Consider the following 16,673-nt stretch of genomic DNA (forward strand, 5'->3'; position numbering starts at 1 on the left):
GTGTACTTAGTCGCGGTGGTCACGAATGATCAGCATCATCATGTTGGCAATAAAGGCCAGAAACAGGGTGATGAGTGCAAAAATGGTGGTGTTGTAAAGCCGCTCGGGCTGAGTGGCATACTCCGGCTGCAGCGGGCTTTGCAGCACGCTCACCTGCTTGAGCTTGCGGGCGGCTTCTATGCGGGTGCTTTCCAGTGCGGCCAGGGCGCTGGAGTAGGTTTGCTGAGCAAACTGGGCTTTCAGCTCCAAGGCCTGATAGCCGGCAGAAATCTGGTTAAGGGCACTGCCGGTTTCTTTGGCCAGGCGGTTTTGCTCTTTGCCAATTTGCTGTTGCAGGGCGTTTATTTCGGCTTTTATTTGCACCAGCTCGGCAGAGCGCACGCTCTGGTAGCTTTGTGCAGCTGTGTAGCGGGCCTGCAGGCGGGCCAGTTCGCCTTCCAGCGTGCCCACTACCTGGTTAAGGCTTTCTACGGTATGAATGGGTGAGATAAGACCATGTTCGTTCTGGAAGGCCAGCAGGTTGGCACGGGCTTCATCCAGCCGGTCACCCAGGCGGTCGGTTTGTTTTTCCAGGAATTTAACCTGCTCTTCTGCCAGGCGCTGGCCCATGTCGTTCATGTGGTTTTCGCCGGCGCTGAGCAGCAATTGAGCCAGATCGTGAGCAAACTGAGGGGTAAAGGCCTGTACTTCTATGTTCAGCACGCCGGCGTATTCGTCCAGCTCTACGCTTACGCGCTTTTTATAGTATTTGTGCAGCTCTTCTATGGGGGCGTCTTTGTTCCACAGGCTGGCAAACAGGTCGCCATTTTCGCTGTAGTGCTCGCGAAAGGGCAGTTGCTTGAGCACTGTGTTAAGCATGTCGGTAGAGAGCAGGTGTTCGCGCAGCAGTAACAAATCGCCGTGGCCGCCATTGCCAGTTATTAAGCTGTCAAAACTGAACTCGGGAGCGGCTATTTGCGGGCTTTCCAGCACTACGGTGGCGCGGGATACATATCTGTCTGATGCCCAGGCAAACCAGTAGAAGGCAACGGCGATGATGGCCGCAAGGGCGAGTGCCCAGTGGGGATTTCGTTTAACAAAGTGCTTCATGGGATCTCAGTTCTAAATTTGAGTAAGAAGATGTTCTATAGCCGCGGTGACATAGCTGTAAGCTTTAAGCTGTCAGCTTTAAGTTGCGCGGCGTTGTTTGTGGCTTCTGCGTTGTGCTTGTTTGTTCTGTGTTGTTTGTTTTAACCCCACCCCAACCCTCCCCTTAAAAAGGGGAGGGAGCAAAGCGTTTGGCCCCCCTTAAAAAGGGGAGGGAGTTTTTGCTCCTCCCCCTTATCAAGGGGGAGGGTGGGAGGGGGTTTTACCCCGCCGGAGGCGGGGACGTTTCTTCGTGATAAGCCGCTATGGCGTCATTTATGTCGTCATACCAATGGGCCTGGCCGTTTTTAAGGTATATGCCGGCCTGGCAGAGCTCTTTTAGAATGCCTTCTGCGTGCGAGACAATAATCAGGCTGGACTGGCCTACTTTATCTTTAAAGGCTTTACTGGCTTTTGCTTTAAAAGCCCGGTCACCTACGGCGGTGGCTTCGTCCGAGAGGTACACATCAAAGTCAAACGCCAGAGACAAGCCAAAGTTCAGCCGCGAGCGCATGCCGGAAGAATACGTCTTGATGGGCCGGTCGAACGCTGCCCCCAGCTCAGAGAATTCTTCTACATAGCGAATAATACGCTGCACTTCTTCATGGCGGGCACCGTGCACTCTGGCCACAAATTTTACGTTTTGCCGCCCGGTCATGGTGCCCTGAAAACCACCCGCAAGGCCAATGGGCCAGGATACTTTGCAGTGGCGCTGTACTGTGCCTTTTTCCGGGTTGTCCATGCCGGCAATTAAGCGCAGCAGGGTACTTTTGCCAGCACCATTGCGGCCCAGCAGGCCGACGCTTACGTTGGTGGGAATGGTGAGGTTAATGTCTTGCAATACCCAGGGGGCCTCACGACCGTCACGGCTGTTGTAGCGTTTATAAAGATTGCTGATTTCGATCATTGTGCTTTCAGCCTTTCTTTATAGCGAACATGCAAAAGCAGGCCCAGCGAGTTTAAAGATAACGCCCATAGCCATAAGTAAGTTTCACTGGTGCCATATACTACTCTGTAGTTTTCAAAAAAGCCGGCACGAATAAACTCCAGCCCGTGAGCGATGGGGTTGAGCATTAAGTATTCAAGCAGATAATGAGGTAGCATGTTCAGCGGTAAAATTACACCAGAAACAAAAAGCAGTGGCATGGTCAGCATGCTGATTATTTTTGCTGTTTCCGGAATAAGTGGGCCTGTAACGGATAAAACTAAACCAAACCCTAGCCCTAAAATCCACAGCGAGAGCCAGCCAAACAGTGCTTTTATGGCGTTATCCGGAAAAAGGTCTAACCCCAGCAGCAGGCCACCCAATATAAACAGCAGGAATACAACGGTTCTGAGCATGCCGTCCAGGTATACCCTTACAAACACAGCATCACTGGGGTGAACCTGGCGATAGGCAAACAGCGCTTTGCTGGCGTTTATTGCGCCTTGGCTGCGTGTCATACTCTCTCGAACCATATAGAAGCCCATCATGCCTACTATCATCCAGGGGGTAAAATCAGCTCCAATAATGAAGTTGTTGCCTCCTTTTAGAAAAGAACGTACGAAAGACATGATAGTGATCATGGCCAGTGGCTCTGCAATCATCCAGAACCAGCCCATGCGATTGGCCATGGTGCGCGAAACGGCTTCGCGCACAAACATGGCAAACCACACGCTGCGGGTTACCTGCCAGGGGGTGCGGCTTTGCATGGTGCTCATTAAATATCTACCGCTACTTTGGCAGCAATGGCAATCTGGTAAAGAATTTGGGTAATGGTGCCGGCCAGTTGCAGGTTTTTGGTGGGGGCCTTGGGCAGCACCAGAATTTCATCACCCGGGCGCAGGGTTACGTCGTCTGCTTCGCGCACTTCGCCGTTCTGGCGCACTACCAGAATGCGGCTTTCGTTAGCATGGTCAGTAAAGCCGCCGGCTCCTTCTATATAGTCTCTGGCACTGCGGTTGGCGTTAAACACCACAGACTGGGGCACCAGTACTTCACCGCTTATCAGCACCGAATCGGAGGTTTCGGGAATGGTGATTACGTCACCGTCTTGCAGGCGAATGTCACTGATGGTGCCGTTGTTGGCCAGCACCAGCCGGCCGCTGGGCTCTACTTGCCGGGCGCGTTCAATAAACTGGCTGATAAGCTCTGCCTCGCGCACTCGAATTTCGGCTTCTTCTGCGGTAGAAGATGAGGCACCCATATAGGTGGTTTCCAGCCGGGCCAGGCTTTCATCCAGGGCCTGTTTCTGGCGCTCGGCCACGCTTACCCGCTTCAGCGAGATGCTGTTGGTGTCGGTCATGTTTTGTGGCACGGCCACGGCGTTCAGCAGCTCGTGCAGGCGGGCATCACGGGGCAGGGCAAAGCGGGACGGGCCGTAATAGCTGCCTTCCAGCTGCACTACTATAGTGTTGTCGCGCATGTCGCTGCTGAAAATAACCTGATCACCGCTTTTAAGTTGCTGCTGGCTGAGTTCGTCCAGTTTTACGTAGCGCGAAATGGGGCCCTGCGTGCGGGCACCGCGCAGAAGCACGTGAGTGACGTTAGATTTGAGCCGGGCCAGATTAAGCAGCTCTTGCCCGGTCATTTGGTTGGGCTGCAGCTCATAGCGGTAGGGGCGGGCTACGTCACCGTCTACGATAACGGTAGGGCCGCGCTCTTCTACTACTATGGTGTCGCCGTCTTTCAGCTGCACATTGGGCAGGGTGCCGTTCAGCAAAAAGGCGTAGAGATCGGCGGTGGCAATGGTTTTGCCGTGGCGCTTGAGGTGCACTTTACGATAGCTGCCGGTGGCGCTGTCTATGCCGCCGGCCTGATCAATAAAATAAAGCAGCGAGTCGCTGGGAGTGCCGGCAAAACGGCCGGGGTTTTGCACATATCCGGTGACAAACACGGAGACCGGCTGCACGCCCTGCAGGTTGGTGTATACCTGCACGTTATTGGAATAAATGGAGTTAACGGCGTTGCGCACTTTGGCATCCAGCTGGCCGTGCTTTATGCCCTGCACTTTAATGGGGCCCACGCCGGGAATGAAAATATTGCCCTGTGCATCAACCGGCAGCACTCTGTCTATTTCTACTGCGCCCCACACCCGCAGGGTGACCTGATCACCGGGAGTAATAATGTAGTCGGGGTTCAGGCCATCGGCACGCACACCGCTGAAACCACCGGTAAACAGGTGGCTGCCAAAGCTCGGATAGTCTTGTTGTGCCATGGTGGCACCTGGCACGCCGTAGCGGGCATTGTGCCATTGGGTGTTGCTGTTTTGTGCGGCCTTGTCCGACTCGGACGGTGCGTTAAAGCGGCTTTGTTGTTCAGCAGGCAGTTCGCCGGCGTTTATACCAATGAGTTGGGCGTGGGACTGACCCGCCAGCATGAGTAACCCCAGGGGCATGATGAGTTTTTTTAGTGACATGTGGTGTTCTCGGAATTTTGTAGGCCCGAATTTATTCGGGCGATGTTTAGCGCGTGTGGTGGTGTTGCCCCAATAAATTGGGGCCTACAGGGCTCAAAGCAGCTATAAGCCGTAAGCTATCAGCTGTAAGTTAACCCCCTCCCAGCCTCCCCCTTAAAAAGGGGGAGGAGCAAAACGTGTGCTGCCTACCTTAAAAGGGGGAGGAGCAAAACGTGTGCTGCCTACCTTAAAAAGGGGGAGGAGCAATACTCTCCCTCCCCTTGTTAAGGGGAGGGCCGGGGTGGGGTTTGGTGTTTTAACTTACAGCTGACAGCTTATAGCTTACAGCTCCCGAAGGGGTTAGCTTACAGCTCCCGAAGGGATCGGGTGAGTTGCCATTCCCCGTTTTTAGCCTGGCAGGCTATTTGTTCTTGCTGGCTGCCGGCTGGCAGCGTTATCTGCAGCGGACGGCAGGTTTTGCCGCTGGCCGCGAAGTAAGTGGCACCGGCGGTTATCTGCACATTGGGGCCCCAGGGGCTGGTGGCCAGCTGGGTGGCGCTGTGGCTGGCGGCGTTGCTTAAAAATTCATTAAGCGGCGTGCTGTTTACGGTGTTTGCGCTGGTGGTGGCAGCAGGCTGGCTGGCGCAGCCGGCCAGAGCAAGGCTCAGAGCCACCAGAGTTGTGCGTATCAAAGACATGGTGCTACTCGCTTTAACTGAAGATTTCTGTAAAAAAGGCACGCTACCGCCCTTGGGGTGCGGCTCCCAATTCGCCGATTGAGTGTTATTTAAACGCTTTCGCATTTTGCATGGTCAGCGTTATTTTTTGCGGGCTGAATACTACCATTTTGTTTGTGGCGTTGCGATCAGCCCTTGGTTCAGGCCACCTCTTGCTTGGTTTTGGTGGCTAAAACTTGTTCTTTTTCTATAACCAGTTTGGGCCGCTGGCGTATGGGCGGTTGTGCCTGCTGCTGCAGCCGTTGCCAAATTTGCCGGCAGGTGCTGTGGGGCCGGCAATAAAAGCTGCCGTTCAGCTGAGTGTGTTTTAATAAAAACGCGCGCAGGCGTTTAAACAGGTCATCACTTACCGGCTGCGGTGCTTGCCAAAATTCATCTAGCGTGCACTGGCTGGTGAGGCCGGGCACGTCATACAGGGCTTTGCCCAGGGTAATGGTGGGCACATGGTGCAACAGGGCCGACATGCCCACTGTGCTGTTTACTGTTACCACGCCCTTGCAGTGCCGATATACCTCGGGCAGAGGCAGCTCATAGCCGTAGAACACGCGGCCGGTTAATCCGTGCTCTGCAGCCAGGTTATGAATGAGCCTGGTATAGTTGGTGTAGCCCCTGTCCATGGGGTGGTGCTTGAACAAGAGCACGTCATTGGGTGACGCATTTGCTGCAAATGAGTCCATTATGTGAATAATGGATTCTGCCACATCGTTAAAGTGCGAGTGTTCACGGATCTGAAAGTCGTCTGCCACCTGCAGGGGCACCAGAAATATGTGCTTTGAGTGATGGTCTGCCAGGGTTTGCAGCAGCCCCTTGTCGTGGGCGGTGTGGGTATATTTGGTATACCAGCCTTTAAGCCAGGCTATGCCTTCTTTCCAGTAGGGGCGGTGACGATGGTGTACATAATGCCGAAAGCGCCAGCGCCGGCAGTGCATGCTGGCGTAGTAGCGCATGGCAAAATAAATGCGGCGCTTGAAGTTGGCTTTTATATCAAACTCATGGTGCACCCGCTCGGGGCTTTGTTTGGGCAGCTCTTGTGCCAGTTTGCCATACCAGGGGCTGTGGGCGTTTACACCGTGCTGCTCCAGCGTGATGTAGTGCGGGCGCAGGTAGCCTTCTTCAAATACAAAAAAGCGTATGTTGTGGCTTTGGCAATAAATGCGGGCTATTGCGTGATATTCGCGGCAGTCGCTGTAGCAGAAAACGGTGTCAATTTCGTTTTTGCTAATGTAGTTGTGCAGAAAATGCCGCCATTCGGGCAGGCTGCCGGTGTAGTGAATATTTTCACCGCGGCAGGGCCAGCAGCCGTCGCCACCATTGAAGTGAATTTTGTGTACAGCTACGCCTTGCTCGCTGAGGAAGCGAGAGAAATGCTGGAAGAAAGGTCCTAGTGGTCCCTGGAGTAGCAAGGCTGATTTCATTCAAATCCTGTGAAATTTTTTTGATGATGCTCACTTTCTTGGCGGCGGGATAATAGCACAACTGAAATTTGGTATTAATGAAAAAGTGATCCCGTCCTTCGGACGGGAGCTGTAAGCCGTAAGCTGTAAGTTAACCCCCTCTCGGCCTTCACCCTTAGAAAGGGGGAGGGGCAGAAACGATTCCCTCCCCTTTTTAAGGGGAGGGTCAGGGTGGGGTCTGTTGCAACCCCCTCCCAGCCTCCCCCTTGAAAATGGGGAGGAGCAAAGATGGCTTACCTTAAAAAGGGGGAGTGGCAGAAACGATTCCCTCCCCTTTTTAAGGGGAGGGTCAGGGTGGGGTCTGTTGCAGCCCCCTCCCGGCCTTCACCCTTAGAAAGGGGGAGGAGCAAATGCTGTTACTTGATCGTTTGTTTGTGCAGTCCCTTCTGCAGCATTAAATCTACCAGGGGCTGTTCGCGTTTGTTGGCGCGCCGGCAGTGGTCTTGCTGAAATTTATTTGTGACCCAAATCACGAACATGGCCCATTTTTTATTGTCGCGCTCGCGCCAGGCGTGGGATGAAATGGATTCCCATGCGTAGCCGTTAAAAACGGAGGCGTTTACAAAGTGATCCAGCGCGCGCACGCCGCTGCGGGCGCGTTCGGTTTTACCTAAAAAGCCTACATAACAAATGATGAGATAGCCTAATACGGCCAGAGGCACTACGGCGCACATTAAAATAAAGCCGGCTATGCGTTCTTTCATGGTTCTTGCTTGTTCCTTGGTGTGAGAATTAGCTGCAGCCCGTTTTCGGATCGAATGGTGAGCCGGCCCACGGGCTGTGGCTCAAAGCCTTGTGGCATGGATATGTGGTAGTGCTGCAAAATGCTGGCCAGTATCAGGCTGGATTCCTGCTGGGCAAAGGCGGCACCAATGCACACCCGCGGGCCGGCACCAAAGGGCAGGTAAGATTTGCTGAGCGGCGTTTTCAGCTCTTTGCTGGTAAAGCGATAGGGGTCAAAGCTGTGCGGGTTGTGCCAGTAGTCTTTATGGCGGTGAATAAGCCAGGGCGAGACCATAACGGTGCTGCCGGCTTTCATTTTTTTGTCTCGCATTTCGGTGGCGTGAGCGCACTCGCGTGATAAAAACCCGACCGGCGGATAGAGCCGCAGGGCTTCCCGGAAGACGTCCCGCACCAGCACCATTTTGCGAATGGCTGCCACGCTCATGGGCTGCTCTGCCAGCACTCTGGCTACTTCTTCATAGGCGTCTTGCTGCACCTGCGGGTGCAGGGCCAGTAAATAGAGTGACCAGGTGAGTGAACTGGCGGTGGTTTCGTGGCCGGCCAGAAACAGCATGGATATTTGATCCACTATTTCGTTGAAGTTAAAGGGCTGGCCAGTGCTCTGGTCTGTGGTGAGCAGCAGGGAAGAGAGAATATCCTGCTGGTTTTCCAGCTCTGCCCTGGCGTTGGGGCAGCCGGCGCGGGCGGCCTCGGCCTGCTGATAGCGCGGGCGGATAATGTCTTCTATGGTGCCGCGAATTTCTTTGGCAGCGGCCATGCGCTGGCGCTCACTGGCGCCACGCTGCATAAAGCCGGGCAGACGGAACATTTTTTTTAAGGCCAGTTTGGGCGACTCGGCCTGAAAGCGCACAAACGCCTCAAGAATGCGGTTGGCCTGCGCTTCGTTCAGTTTGGCCGACATAATGGTGCGAAAAATAATGTCGGCAGTCACAAAGGTCATTTCCGGATCTATATCTTGCCCGGGCTGGTGGTTTTTAAGCCGTGCCAGCATGTCTTGAGCGGCGTTTTGCATCAGCCCGAACACTTGCTGCACCCGGGCGTGTTTAAAGGCCGGATCGAGCATGTCTCGCTGTTTTTGCCATTGCTCACCGTTGGTGGTGAAAATACTTTCGCCCAGCAGCGGCTCTAAAATATCGCCCAGCATCTGGTTTTTAGGAAAGTTGGCCATGTTTTGCACCATGACGTTTCTTACCAGTTCGGGCTGGTTCACCATATACAGGGTAAGGCCGGGCAGTTTGTATTCGCCCATTTTCATGCCGTAGCTGCGCTCATAGAGTGCATCCAGCCAGGAGTGACGCTTGGTGAAAAACACTTTCCACAGCGAGGCTTTGCTTTTGGCGGGTTTGGGAAATACCGGGCAGCTCATGTTCGCTCCTTCAGTTGGCTGGCAATGGCGAGAGGCCCTGCAGTAAAGGCAAAAAAGTCGTAAGGGCCGGGCTTGTCGGTGGCCATTAAGTATAAAAAGTGCATGGTATACCAGGCGCGCCGCAGTTTTTTATAACGCGGCGGATGAAATAGCGTAAAAAAGCGCGGAGAGAGCATGCGCGGCCCAGCGTTGGGGGCGCAGGTTTCGCCGCAGGACGTTACCGGGTTCAGCAGCGGAAAGCAGGCTCCGTCGGTGGGGGCTGTGTAGTCGAGCCACAGCAGCTCGGGCGTGTGCCCCAGTGCGCGCATGTCGGCACGAAAGGTGCTGGCCTTGCGATGAAAGCTTACCAGCGGAATGCAGTGCCCAAGCGTGATCAGCACCACGCGTTGGTTGGCCAGCCTGGCTTTGTTGCTAATCAGCTCCAGCGCCCGTGCCATGGCGGGCATGGCCACCATGGTGCCCACGCTGTGGGCGATGACCACCACTTCCTGGTTACGCTCATCGTTAATGGCATTGGCAATCTGGCCGGCAAAGTGATTAATGCGGGGTTCCAGTTCTGGCACCCTGCCGTTGGCCCAGCGCGCCGAGAATGCATAAATGCGCAACAGCCAGAACACCGCCATTTTGTTGCCCAGCCATTTGCTGCCGTGCATGAGGGCTGCAAACAACACCAGCCCGGCGGGCCATTGCGCCATTTGCCAGGGTAGCTGGCCGGCGGCCATGCCCGACAGCCATAAAGACGCAAACACACTCAGCAGTAAAAAAATAAGCGGATAAAGCCCTGCCATCAGCTGCTTGGGAGAGGCTTTGGCAAAGCGGAATATTTTTCCGGAAAGTAAATAAGCGCTAACAAAACACAGGGCATCACTTACTATTTGCCGCCAGCCTTTGGCCCAGTGCCGGCGCACTATGTCGTCCCAGCTTAAAAAGCAGTAGTTGCTTTGCGTGCCGCTGGCATTCAGCTGCCACTGGTGGCTGTGGCTGCTGTGGCGTTTGCGGTCAGCCACGTTAATATTCAGGCCGGTTACCTTGCCTTGCTGCGCTGCCTGCTCGCGATAGAGCCGGTGATAGTGGGCGGCTCCGCGAGGGTCAAAGCCGTGAAGATAAAATACCTGGCGTTGTTTAATGGCGGTCAATCCGTTGTTCCTGAGCTGGATGGGGCGCGCATAGGGTACTTAAAAACCATGCCCGAGTCATTTTAACCGCTGGTTTTTATGCCATGGGGCATGTGGTAGTATTCGCCCGCCTGTTTGAGCTGGCCTTGTGTTGGTATTTTTGGCCAGTAACTGGTTGTTGTTATTGCTGTTTTACATGGCGTGTTGCAAAAAGTCAGCGCTCTGGGGGCTGCAACCCAGGGGCGGTAGCGTGCCCGACGCATTTCGGGTTTAGCAGAGTGTAGCAGGAGCGCAGTTAATGGGGTTTGGCGGAGTAAAACAAAAGGTGTCTGTGCTGCAGTCGTTGGTGGTGCGTGAGCTGCATTCGCGTTTTAAAGGCACCAGCCTGGGCTTTTTGTGGACCATTCTTAATCCGCTGATGATGCTGGCTATTTATTCTACTGTGTTTGTGTTGGTGTTTAAGGCCAAGTGGTTGCTGCCCGACGGCAACACGGCCAATTATGGCTTAATGCTGTTTGTGGGCATTTTGTGTCACATTTGTCTGACCGATGTGATTTCTGCATCCAGCATGATTATTCGCTCCAATACCAACCTGGTCAAAAAAGTCATTTTTCCGGTGGAGCTGTTGCCCTTGTCTTGCGTGCTGGTAGCGTGCGTTAACTTGTTAATTGGCCTGGCGCTGGTGTGTGCATATGCTCTGTTAAGCGGAGCTGAGCTGTCTTGGCTGAGCCTGGGCTATATGGCGCTGGCAGTGTTTGTGTATTTTTTTACGCTGGCGGCGTTTGCATTTTTGCTGGCTACCCTGGGCGTGTTTTTTAAAGATGTGGCACAAATTACTCCTGTGCTGGGTATGATACTGCTGTTTACCAGCACGGTATTTTTCTCAGTGGAAACGGCCCCGGATGAGCTGGCCACGTTTTTGTATCTTAACCCTATCAGTAGCGTGGCCGACACCATAAGAGCCGGCTTTACCGGCCAGCATATTATGATGGAACACTTGGCTGTGCAGTTTGGTTGCTCGTTGCTGGCATTGTTGCTTGCTTACGTTTTCTTTAAAAAAATGAAAGTGGTTTTTGCAGATTTGCTGTAAGGCTGCCTGAAGGTGACTTTTGAATGACTTTGTTTCTTGGTGAAATTTTGTGTGAGCAGGGTTTGCTCACGCAAAGCGATGTAGACAATGTGTTAAGCATTCAGCAGCAGGCAACTTCTGTGAAGCGCCCCTATTTTGGGGAAATTTGTGTTTCTCAGGGGTATTGCACAGAGGCCGATATTTTGCAGGCGCTGTCGGTGCAGCTGGAGCTGCCGCTGTTACAGCCGTTTTTGGATGAACACTGCGGTGGCGAGGCACCTGCCGATGAGTTGCTGGGCCAGTTCTTTAATGAAGAATGGTGGAGCCAGCAGCAGGCGTTTCCGGTACTGCTGAACAAGCAGCAGAACATCCTTTATATTGCTCAGCTGGATATCTGGGATGAGTTTGTTGCCAGCTCGGTAGAGCAGAATTATGGCCTGCAGGCACATCCGCTGTTGTGCTCCAACTATGAGTTGCGCCAGTTGTTTTCTAATGTGGAAGAACACGGCAGCATGCACGGTGGCAGTGTGCTGGAGCAGGAGAGCTCTACCGCCCCCGTGGTAAAGTTTGTGAATGAGTGTGTGCAGCGGGCCATTAAGGAAAAAGCCTCAGACATTCACTTTGAGATTAACCGTAACAAGTTCAGTGTGCGTTATCGGGTGGATGGTGTGTTGCGCACCGTGGATCAGCCCAGTGTGTCTCAGCATGCGGCTGTGCTGTCGCGCATTAAGCTGATGGCCGGGTTGGATATTTCTGAGAAGCGTCTGCCTCAGGATGGCCGCATTCGAGTGCGTTTGTCGGGCATGCAGGTGGATATTCGGGTGGCTACCACGCCCACCGTTTATGGTGAGAACGCCGTGCTGCGTTTGCTTAGCAACGAGCAGCAAGAGCCTGCTGCTGCGGTGAAAAAGCTGGATATGTTTCCGGATCACCTGGTTGCCATCGACAAGATTATTTCGCTTAAAAACGGCATTTTTTTGATCACCGGCCCCACCGGCAGTGGTAAAACTACCTCGCTTTACACCATTTTGCACAGCCTTAACGACGACAATAACAAGATTATTACCGTTGAAGATCCGGTTGAATATCAGATGAAGGGGCTGACGCAAATTCAGGTGAACAGCGACATTGGCCTGGACTTTGCCACCGTGCTGCGCTCGGCGCTGCGGCAAGATCCCGACATTATGCTGATTGGTGAAATGCGGGATAAAGAAACCGCACAAATTGCCATTCAGTCGGCTCTTACCGGCCACTTTGTATTGTCTACTTTGCATACCAATGACGCCCCCAGCAGCTTTGTGCGTCTTAAAGATATTGGCATTCCCGATTATTTGATTAAATCCACCCTGGTGGGCGTAATGGCGCAGCGGCTGGTAAGAAAACTGTGCCCGGTGTGCAGCACGGCCGAGCATCACCAGGCAGCGCGGGCGGCCGAGCTTGGCTGGCAAGAGGTAAGCGAGTGCTGGCCACAGATTGCGCCGGCCAACCCCGAGTGGCGGGTGCCGGTGGGGTGCGATCATTGTAACGGCACCGGTTATAAAGGGCGGTTGGCCATTTTTGAGCTGATGGAGTGGTCACCCGATTACGACGTGAACATAGACATGCAGGCACTGCAGAGCATTGCCAACCAGCAGAATATGCGTAATTTGCGCCAGGATGCATTGCTCAGAGCTGCCTTTGGTGAAACCTCCATTGATGAAGTGCTGCGGGTAGTGGGATGAAGCAATTTCGGTATATTGCCAGAAAAAAGGACGGCAGCCTGCTGGATGGCTGGCTGAACGAGGCATCTGAGCAAGAGGCGCGTAAGGTGCTGGGCCGCCGGCAGCTGAATATTGTGCTGCTGAAGCAGGAAGACCGCAGCGCTACGTTTAAAATCAGCCGCGAGTCGTTAATGACCACGCTGCGGGAGCTGGCTACGCTGCGCGCCAGTGGCATGGCCATTGATGCCTGTTTGTTTTTGCTTACCGATACGGCGGAAGATAAAAACGTATATAGAGTATTCAAGCGGCTTTATGATGACGTATCTTCCGGCATGAGCTTTTCTGATGCGGTGGCCGCTCAGCCTGATGCCTTTCCGTTTTATGTGAGCTCCATGCTGCGCCTGGGTGAGGCCAACGGTAATATGTCGGAGGCGCTGCTGAGTGTGGCCGAGCGTATTGAGCGGGAAGAGAATCTGGTGTCTGAGGTTAAATCGGCGCTGACTTATCCGGCTTTTCTTATTTTTATTTGTGTGGCGGTAGTATTTTTTCTGTTCTCTTATGTGATCCCCAACTTCGAGAGCATGGTATCAAACGACTCACAGCAGGGCGCGCTGGTGCGTCTGTTGAGCTGGGCCCGGTTCTTTAATGAGAATGCCACTGTGATTTATGGCCTGCTGATGGTGCTGGTGGGCGTGTTGTTTCATCTTTACCGCCAGGGCGTGTTGCAGAGCAAGCTGATGGTAGTGATTGGCCGGCTGCCGTTTTTAAGAGATTTGGTGTCGGCCTGGCAGATTGTTAACTTTTCCAGCAGCATGCAGAAGCTGCTGGAATCGAGAGTGGAAATTACCGAAGCGGTAGAAATTACGCTTAGCAACGTTTCCGACGCCAACATGGCAAGAAAACTGCACCGGGTGGTGGGTATGATCAAAGAAGGCCAGACCCTGGGCAGTGCGCTGGAGCAGCAGAATATTTTTCCACCCATGGTGATCCGTCTGGTTAAATCGGGTGAGGCCGGGGCCTCGCTGCCCAAGAGTTTTAAAGAGATCAATAACCTGTATGAGCGCCGCTTGACCAGAGGCATTAAGCGGGCGTTGTCTATTCTGGAGCCGGCCATCATCATGATAATGGGGCTGCTGGTGGGCTCTATTATGGTGGTACTTATTTCCGGCATTATTTCTGTTAACGATATTGGATGGTAAATAGATGAAAGTGGCAAAGCAGATGAAGAAAAATAGCGGCTTTACCTTGATTGAGCTGCTGGTGGTACTGGTACTGATTTCTTTGCTGGCGGGCCTGGTGGGTCCCAGCCTGTTTAACAAGGTGGGCTCTTCCAAAAGCAAGGTGGCCGAAGCCCAGATTGAGCTGCTGACCTCTGCCATTAATACTTATCGCCTTGATAATGGTGATTTTCCTACCACTCAGCAGGGCTTGCAGGCGCTGATGACAGAGCCTCAGGATGCCCCTTCCTGGGATGGCCCTTACCTGAGCAAGGATGTGCCGCTCGACCCCTGGGACAAGCCTTATGTCTATGAGCTGAAAGACAATGGCCAGTTTGCATTGTATACCCTTGGCAAAGACGGCCAGAAAGGCGGTGAAGACGAAAACCAGGATATTGGTAAATTCTGATCTCGATGATTCGGCATAAGGGATTTACCCTCATTGAGCTGCTGGTGGTGATGGCCCTTCTGGCCATCACGGCCGCTGTAGTAGTGCCCGGTTTGTGGGGGCAATATACCCGCTTTCAGGAGCAGCAGCAGGTAGAGCAGTTTTGGCAGCAAGTGTCTGCTCACATACGCCATGAGCGCAGGCAGGGGCATAATGTGACCCTGCGTCAGAATACTGATGTGCTTGAACAGGCCGCGGCAAGGCATGAGCTGGTGGCCAGTATTAAGGTGCCGGTGATGTTTCGCAGTGACGGCATGGTGTCGGGCGGAGAAATTAACCTGACCACGGCTGCTGGCCGGCATTGGGTGATTTTTGTGTTAATGCCCGACGGAGAGGTGTTGATTGAAAAGCGCTAAGCACAGCTCCGGCTTTACCCTTATTGAAGTGCTGGTGGCCATTACCATTATGGTGACGGTCATTTCGGTGGTGTTTCCTATGTTCAATCAGGCACAACTGCAGCATGCCAAGGCCGATGCTGTCCGTGAAAAAGCCATGATTGAGGAAAATATGCGCAATCAGATTGCGTTAATTAATCCGGGTGAGCAACAAGAAGGTGCCGGTGATCTGGGTGAAGCGCTGCAGTTTGAGTGGAAAGCTGAGCCGGTGAGTGCAGCCATGCTGATCCGGGGCGAGCTGACTGCCGACTCTGATCAATTTTTGCAGTTGTATAAAATTGCGGTGGCTTACCGCAGCGGTAGTAATAGTGGTGCCTTTGAGTTTGAGCAGCTTGGCTGGTATGACAAATAAACATAAGGGTTTTACGCTTATTGAGCTGCTGGTGGCCCTGGCGGTGTTTTCCATGGCCATTTCTTTGATTATGCTGGGCTTTGAGCAGGGCAGGCTTAACTGGAGCAAGAGCATAGATAACACCAGTGAAGTCAGAAAAATGTATAACCGCTATCAGTGGATTCAAAACACCTTTGCCCAGGCCAATACCTCCAATTTTGTGACTGCCATTGCCGAGGCCATGCCTTACTTTGAAGGCGATCAATATGTGCTTGCCTTTTTGTCTAATGCGCCTGCTATTAGTGGGCCGGGCACTTATGCCAAAGTGGAGTTTGAGTTTCAAAGTGAAGGCAGTGCCTATGCATTGGTATATCGTGAAAGCGTAAATCAGGATCCTTACCTTGGCTTTTATGGCGACACCGAGCCCAAAGAGCTGGTGTTGTTTGACAAGATAAAAAGCTACCGCATTGACTATTTGGCTCCGCCCAATTTTGAAGATGCGCTGTCGCGCTTCAGAGATGCCTCTGACATTCGTTATGAGCCCACTTGGTTGAAAGCCTACCAGGCTGATGAAGAAGGCTTGCTGCCACTGAGTGTTCATTTTGAGCTGCATTTTACCAGCGGAGAGGTAAAAGACTGGTTTTTCCCCATTCCGGTTTATCAGATGAGTGCCGACATTAATGCAGACACGGTGGTGATGTGAATAAGCAGCAAGGCGTGGTGCTGCCGCTGGCACTGATTGTGATCACCATTATGGTGACCATGGCGAGCATTTTGCTGGTGCGCTCCAATGCCGAGATTGATGAAGCGGCCCTGGTGCAGGAGCAGTGGCAGGCCAGGCTGAAAATTAACGATGCCGAGCAAGAACTGCTGCTGTCTATGTTTGCCGGCGAGCAGTTACCCGGTGGTTATAATGTGGGCGATTTGTTTATTCCTACCGATGGTACCTTCATCAAACTGAAAAACGGCGTAGAGGTAGCGGTGCAGGATCTGGCCGGTTTGCTGAGTTTGCACTATTTACGCAGGGCCGAGCTGGTAAGGTTGTTTACCGGCTATACCGATGAACAGCAGGCAACCGACATTGTTAACCATATTATTCGCTGGCAGCGTCAGAATGCCGACGGAGAAGCGCTGGCACTGGAGCGCAATGCGCCATTCAGAAGCCTGGATGAATTAATGCTTATTCCTGGCATTACTCCCGACATGTTCAACGACAACGACGAGCGCCCGGGCCTGCGCTCTGTGCTGGCGCTTTCTGGCTCCAGTTTTGTTAACTTTGCTGCTGTGCCCGATTTTTTGCTGGTGCATGCCTTTGGCCTCACCGATAACGATGTGTCGCGGGTAACCAGCCTGAAAGAGCGCAGAAAGTGGGACGATATTTCTGCCATGATTTTTGATTTGGGTATTGCTGTGGATCAGTCTTTGATCCCCAGCTCCCGCTATCGGGTTTTGTATAAATATAACGGCGTTAGCGCCCGTGCTGAGTATCAGGTAAGAACCACTATTCCGCTGCCACCCAGAAAGCGTCTCTGGTACTTTCCGGATCATGAGCGGCATTTTTTAATGAGCACGGCACAGTAGGCTAAGAGGTAGTT

17 protein-coding genes are annotated in these 16,673 nt (G+C 53.1%); 8 read left to right on the forward strand and 9 right to left on the reverse strand.

Features of this window, described 5'->3' with window-relative positions; genetic code table 11:
• Positions 1-6: 6 nt before the first annotated feature.
• The 9 genes from G364_RS0100955 to G364_RS0100995 form a co-directional block, all read right to left on the reverse strand.
• The gene (locus tag G364_RS0100955; protein ID WP_019933269.1) at positions 7-1,089 is read right to left on the reverse strand and encodes a KpsE/RkpR family capsule polysaccharide export protein; all 1,083 of its coding nucleotides are present in this window, start codon (positions 1,087-1,089) and stop codon (positions 7-9) included.
• Positions 1,090-1,348: 259 nt separating this feature from the next.
• Positions 1,349-2,032 (reverse strand): ABC transporter ATP-binding protein, encoded by a 684-nt coding sequence (locus G364_RS0100960; protein WP_019933270.1) that lies wholly within the window; start codon positions 2,030-2,032, stop codon positions 1,349-1,351.
• Positions 2,029-2,826, reverse strand: a complete 798-nt coding sequence (locus G364_RS0100965; RefSeq protein ID WP_156816398.1) for an ABC transporter permease — start codon at positions 2,824-2,826, stop codon at positions 2,029-2,031. The genes G364_RS0100960 and G364_RS0100965 overlap by 4 nt, the downstream gene beginning before the upstream one ends.
• A complete protein-coding gene (locus tag G364_RS0100970; RefSeq protein WP_245541351.1) occupies positions 2,826-4,523 on the reverse strand; it encodes a polysaccharide biosynthesis/export family protein in 1,698 nt (565 codons plus the stop codon). The genes G364_RS0100965 and G364_RS0100970 overlap by 1 nt, the downstream gene beginning before the upstream one ends.
• Positions 4,524-4,867: 344 nt before the next feature.
• On the reverse strand, positions 4,868-5,200 hold the full coding sequence (locus G364_RS0100975; RefSeq protein WP_019933273.1) for a DVU3141 family protein: 333 nt from the start codon (positions 5,198-5,200) through the stop codon (positions 4,868-4,870).
• 179 nt (positions 5,201-5,379) lie between these two features.
• Positions 5,380-6,654, reverse strand: a complete 1,275-nt coding sequence (locus tag G364_RS0100980) for a capsule biosynthesis protein (protein WP_019933274.1) — start codon at positions 6,652-6,654, stop codon at positions 5,380-5,382.
• A 395-nt stretch (positions 6,655-7,049) separates the two neighbouring features.
• The gene (locus G364_RS0100985) at positions 7,050-7,397 is read right to left on the reverse strand and encodes a hypothetical protein (RefSeq protein WP_019933275.1); all 348 of its coding nucleotides are present in this window, start codon (positions 7,395-7,397) and stop codon (positions 7,050-7,052) included.
• Entirely contained in the window at positions 7,394-8,803 is a 1,410-nt protein-coding gene (locus G364_RS0100990) for a cytochrome P450 (protein ID WP_019933276.1), read from the reverse strand. Before G364_RS0100990 ends, G364_RS0100985 begins: the two co-directional genes overlap by 4 nt.
• Positions 8,800-9,939 (reverse strand): hypothetical protein, encoded by a 1,140-nt coding sequence (locus G364_RS0100995; RefSeq protein WP_019933277.1) that lies wholly within the window; start codon positions 9,937-9,939, stop codon positions 8,800-8,802. The genes G364_RS0100990 and G364_RS0100995 overlap by 4 nt, the downstream gene beginning before the upstream one ends.
• A gap of 277 nt (positions 9,940-10,216) precedes the next feature.
• On the opposite strand from G364_RS0100995, the gene G364_RS0101000 reads away from it, so the two are divergent.
• Genes G364_RS0101000 through G364_RS0101035 form a run of 8 tightly spaced genes read left to right on the forward strand, consistent with a single transcriptional unit; the run spans position 10,217 to position 16,659 of the window.
• Entirely contained in the window at positions 10,217-11,008 is a 792-nt protein-coding gene (locus G364_RS0101000) for an ABC transporter permease (protein ID WP_019933278.1), read from the forward strand.
• A gap of 23 nt (positions 11,009-11,031) precedes the next feature.
• A complete protein-coding gene (locus tag G364_RS0101005) occupies positions 11,032-12,708 on the forward strand; it encodes a GspE/PulE family protein (RefSeq protein WP_019933279.1) in 1,677 nt (558 codons plus the stop codon).
• On the forward strand, positions 12,705-13,886 hold the full coding sequence (locus G364_RS0101010; protein WP_019933280.1) for a type II secretion system F family protein: 1,182 nt from the start codon (positions 12,705-12,707) through the stop codon (positions 13,884-13,886). The genes G364_RS0101005 and G364_RS0101010 overlap by 4 nt, the downstream gene beginning before the upstream one ends.
• Before the next feature lie 4 nt (positions 13,887-13,890).
• Positions 13,891-14,313 (forward strand): type II secretion system major pseudopilin GspG, encoded by a 423-nt coding sequence (gspG, locus tag G364_RS0101015; protein WP_019933281.1) that lies wholly within the window; start codon positions 13,891-13,893, stop codon positions 14,311-14,313.
• Between the two features lie 5 nt (positions 14,314-14,318).
• Positions 14,319-14,708: a type II secretion system protein gene (locus tag G364_RS0101020; RefSeq protein WP_019933282.1), complete on the forward strand. Its 390-nt coding sequence runs from the start codon at positions 14,319-14,321 to the stop codon at positions 14,706-14,708.
• The gene (locus G364_RS0101025) at positions 14,695-15,099 is read left to right on the forward strand and encodes a prepilin-type N-terminal cleavage/methylation domain-containing protein (protein WP_019933283.1); all 405 of its coding nucleotides are present in this window, start codon (positions 14,695-14,697) and stop codon (positions 15,097-15,099) included. The genes G364_RS0101020 and G364_RS0101025 overlap by 14 nt, the downstream gene beginning before the upstream one ends.
• On the forward strand, positions 15,089-15,781 hold the full coding sequence (locus G364_RS0101030; protein ID WP_019933284.1) for a type II secretion system protein: 693 nt from the start codon (positions 15,089-15,091) through the stop codon (positions 15,779-15,781). Before G364_RS0101025 ends, G364_RS0101030 begins: the two co-directional genes overlap by 11 nt.
• Complete coding sequence (locus G364_RS0101035; RefSeq protein ID WP_019933285.1) at positions 15,778-16,659, forward strand: type II secretion system protein GspK; 882 nt, start codon at positions 15,778-15,780, stop codon at positions 16,657-16,659. The genes G364_RS0101030 and G364_RS0101035 overlap by 4 nt, the downstream gene beginning before the upstream one ends.
• The last annotated feature ends 14 nt before the right edge of the window (positions 16,660-16,673 follow it).

Origin of the sequence: Oceanimonas smirnovii ATCC BAA-899, assembly GCF_000381965.1 — a bacterium.
GTDB classification, from domain to species: Bacteria; Pseudomonadota; Gammaproteobacteria; order Enterobacterales; family Aeromonadaceae; genus Oceanimonas; species Oceanimonas smirnovii.

Bases quoted from the DNA above. Each gene is read 5' to 3' on its own strand.
- G364_RS0101010 (WP_019933280.1), top strand. From the start codon at position 12,705: ATGAAGCAATTTCGGTATATTGCCAGAAAAAAGGACGGCAGCCTGCTG.
- G364_RS0100970 (WP_245541351.1), bottom strand. From the start codon at position 4,523: ATGTCACTAAAAAAACTCATCATGCCCCTGGGGTTACTCATGCTGGCG.
- G364_RS0100965 (WP_156816398.1), bottom strand. From the start codon at position 2,826: ATGAGCACCATGCAAAGCCGCACCCCCTGGCAGGTAACCCGCAGCGTG.
- gspG (WP_019933281.1), top strand. From the start codon at position 13,891: ATGAAAGTGGCAAAGCAGATGAAGAAAAATAGCGGCTTTACCTTGATT.
- G364_RS0101000 (WP_019933278.1), top strand. From the start codon at position 10,217: ATGGGGTTTGGCGGAGTAAAACAAAAGGTGTCTGTGCTGCAGTCGTTG.
- G364_RS0100990 (WP_019933276.1), bottom strand. From the start codon at position 8,803: ATGAGCTGCCCGGTATTTCCCAAACCCGCCAAAAGCAAAGCCTCGCTG.
- G364_RS0100980 (WP_019933274.1), bottom strand. From the start codon at position 6,654: ATGAAATCAGCCTTGCTACTCCAGGGACCACTAGGACCTTTCTTCCAG.
- G364_RS0101020 (WP_019933282.1), top strand. From the start codon at position 14,319: ATGATTCGGCATAAGGGATTTACCCTCATTGAGCTGCTGGTGGTGATG.
- G364_RS0100985 (WP_019933275.1), bottom strand. From the start codon at position 7,397: ATGAAAGAACGCATAGCCGGCTTTATTTTAATGTGCGCCGTAGTGCCT.
- G364_RS0100960 (WP_019933270.1), bottom strand. From the start codon at position 2,032: ATGATCGAAATCAGCAATCTTTATAAACGCTACAACAGCCGTGACGGT.
- G364_RS0101030 (WP_019933284.1), top strand. From the start codon at position 15,089: ATGACAAATAAACATAAGGGTTTTACGCTTATTGAGCTGCTGGTGGCC.
- G364_RS0101005 (WP_019933279.1), top strand. From the start codon at position 11,032: ATGACTTTGTTTCTTGGTGAAATTTTGTGTGAGCAGGGTTTGCTCACG.
- G364_RS0100955 (WP_019933269.1), bottom strand. From the start codon at position 1,089: ATGAAGCACTTTGTTAAACGAAATCCCCACTGGGCACTCGCCCTTGCG.
- G364_RS0100975 (WP_019933273.1), bottom strand. From the start codon at position 5,200: ATGTCTTTGATACGCACAACTCTGGTGGCTCTGAGCCTTGCTCTGGCC.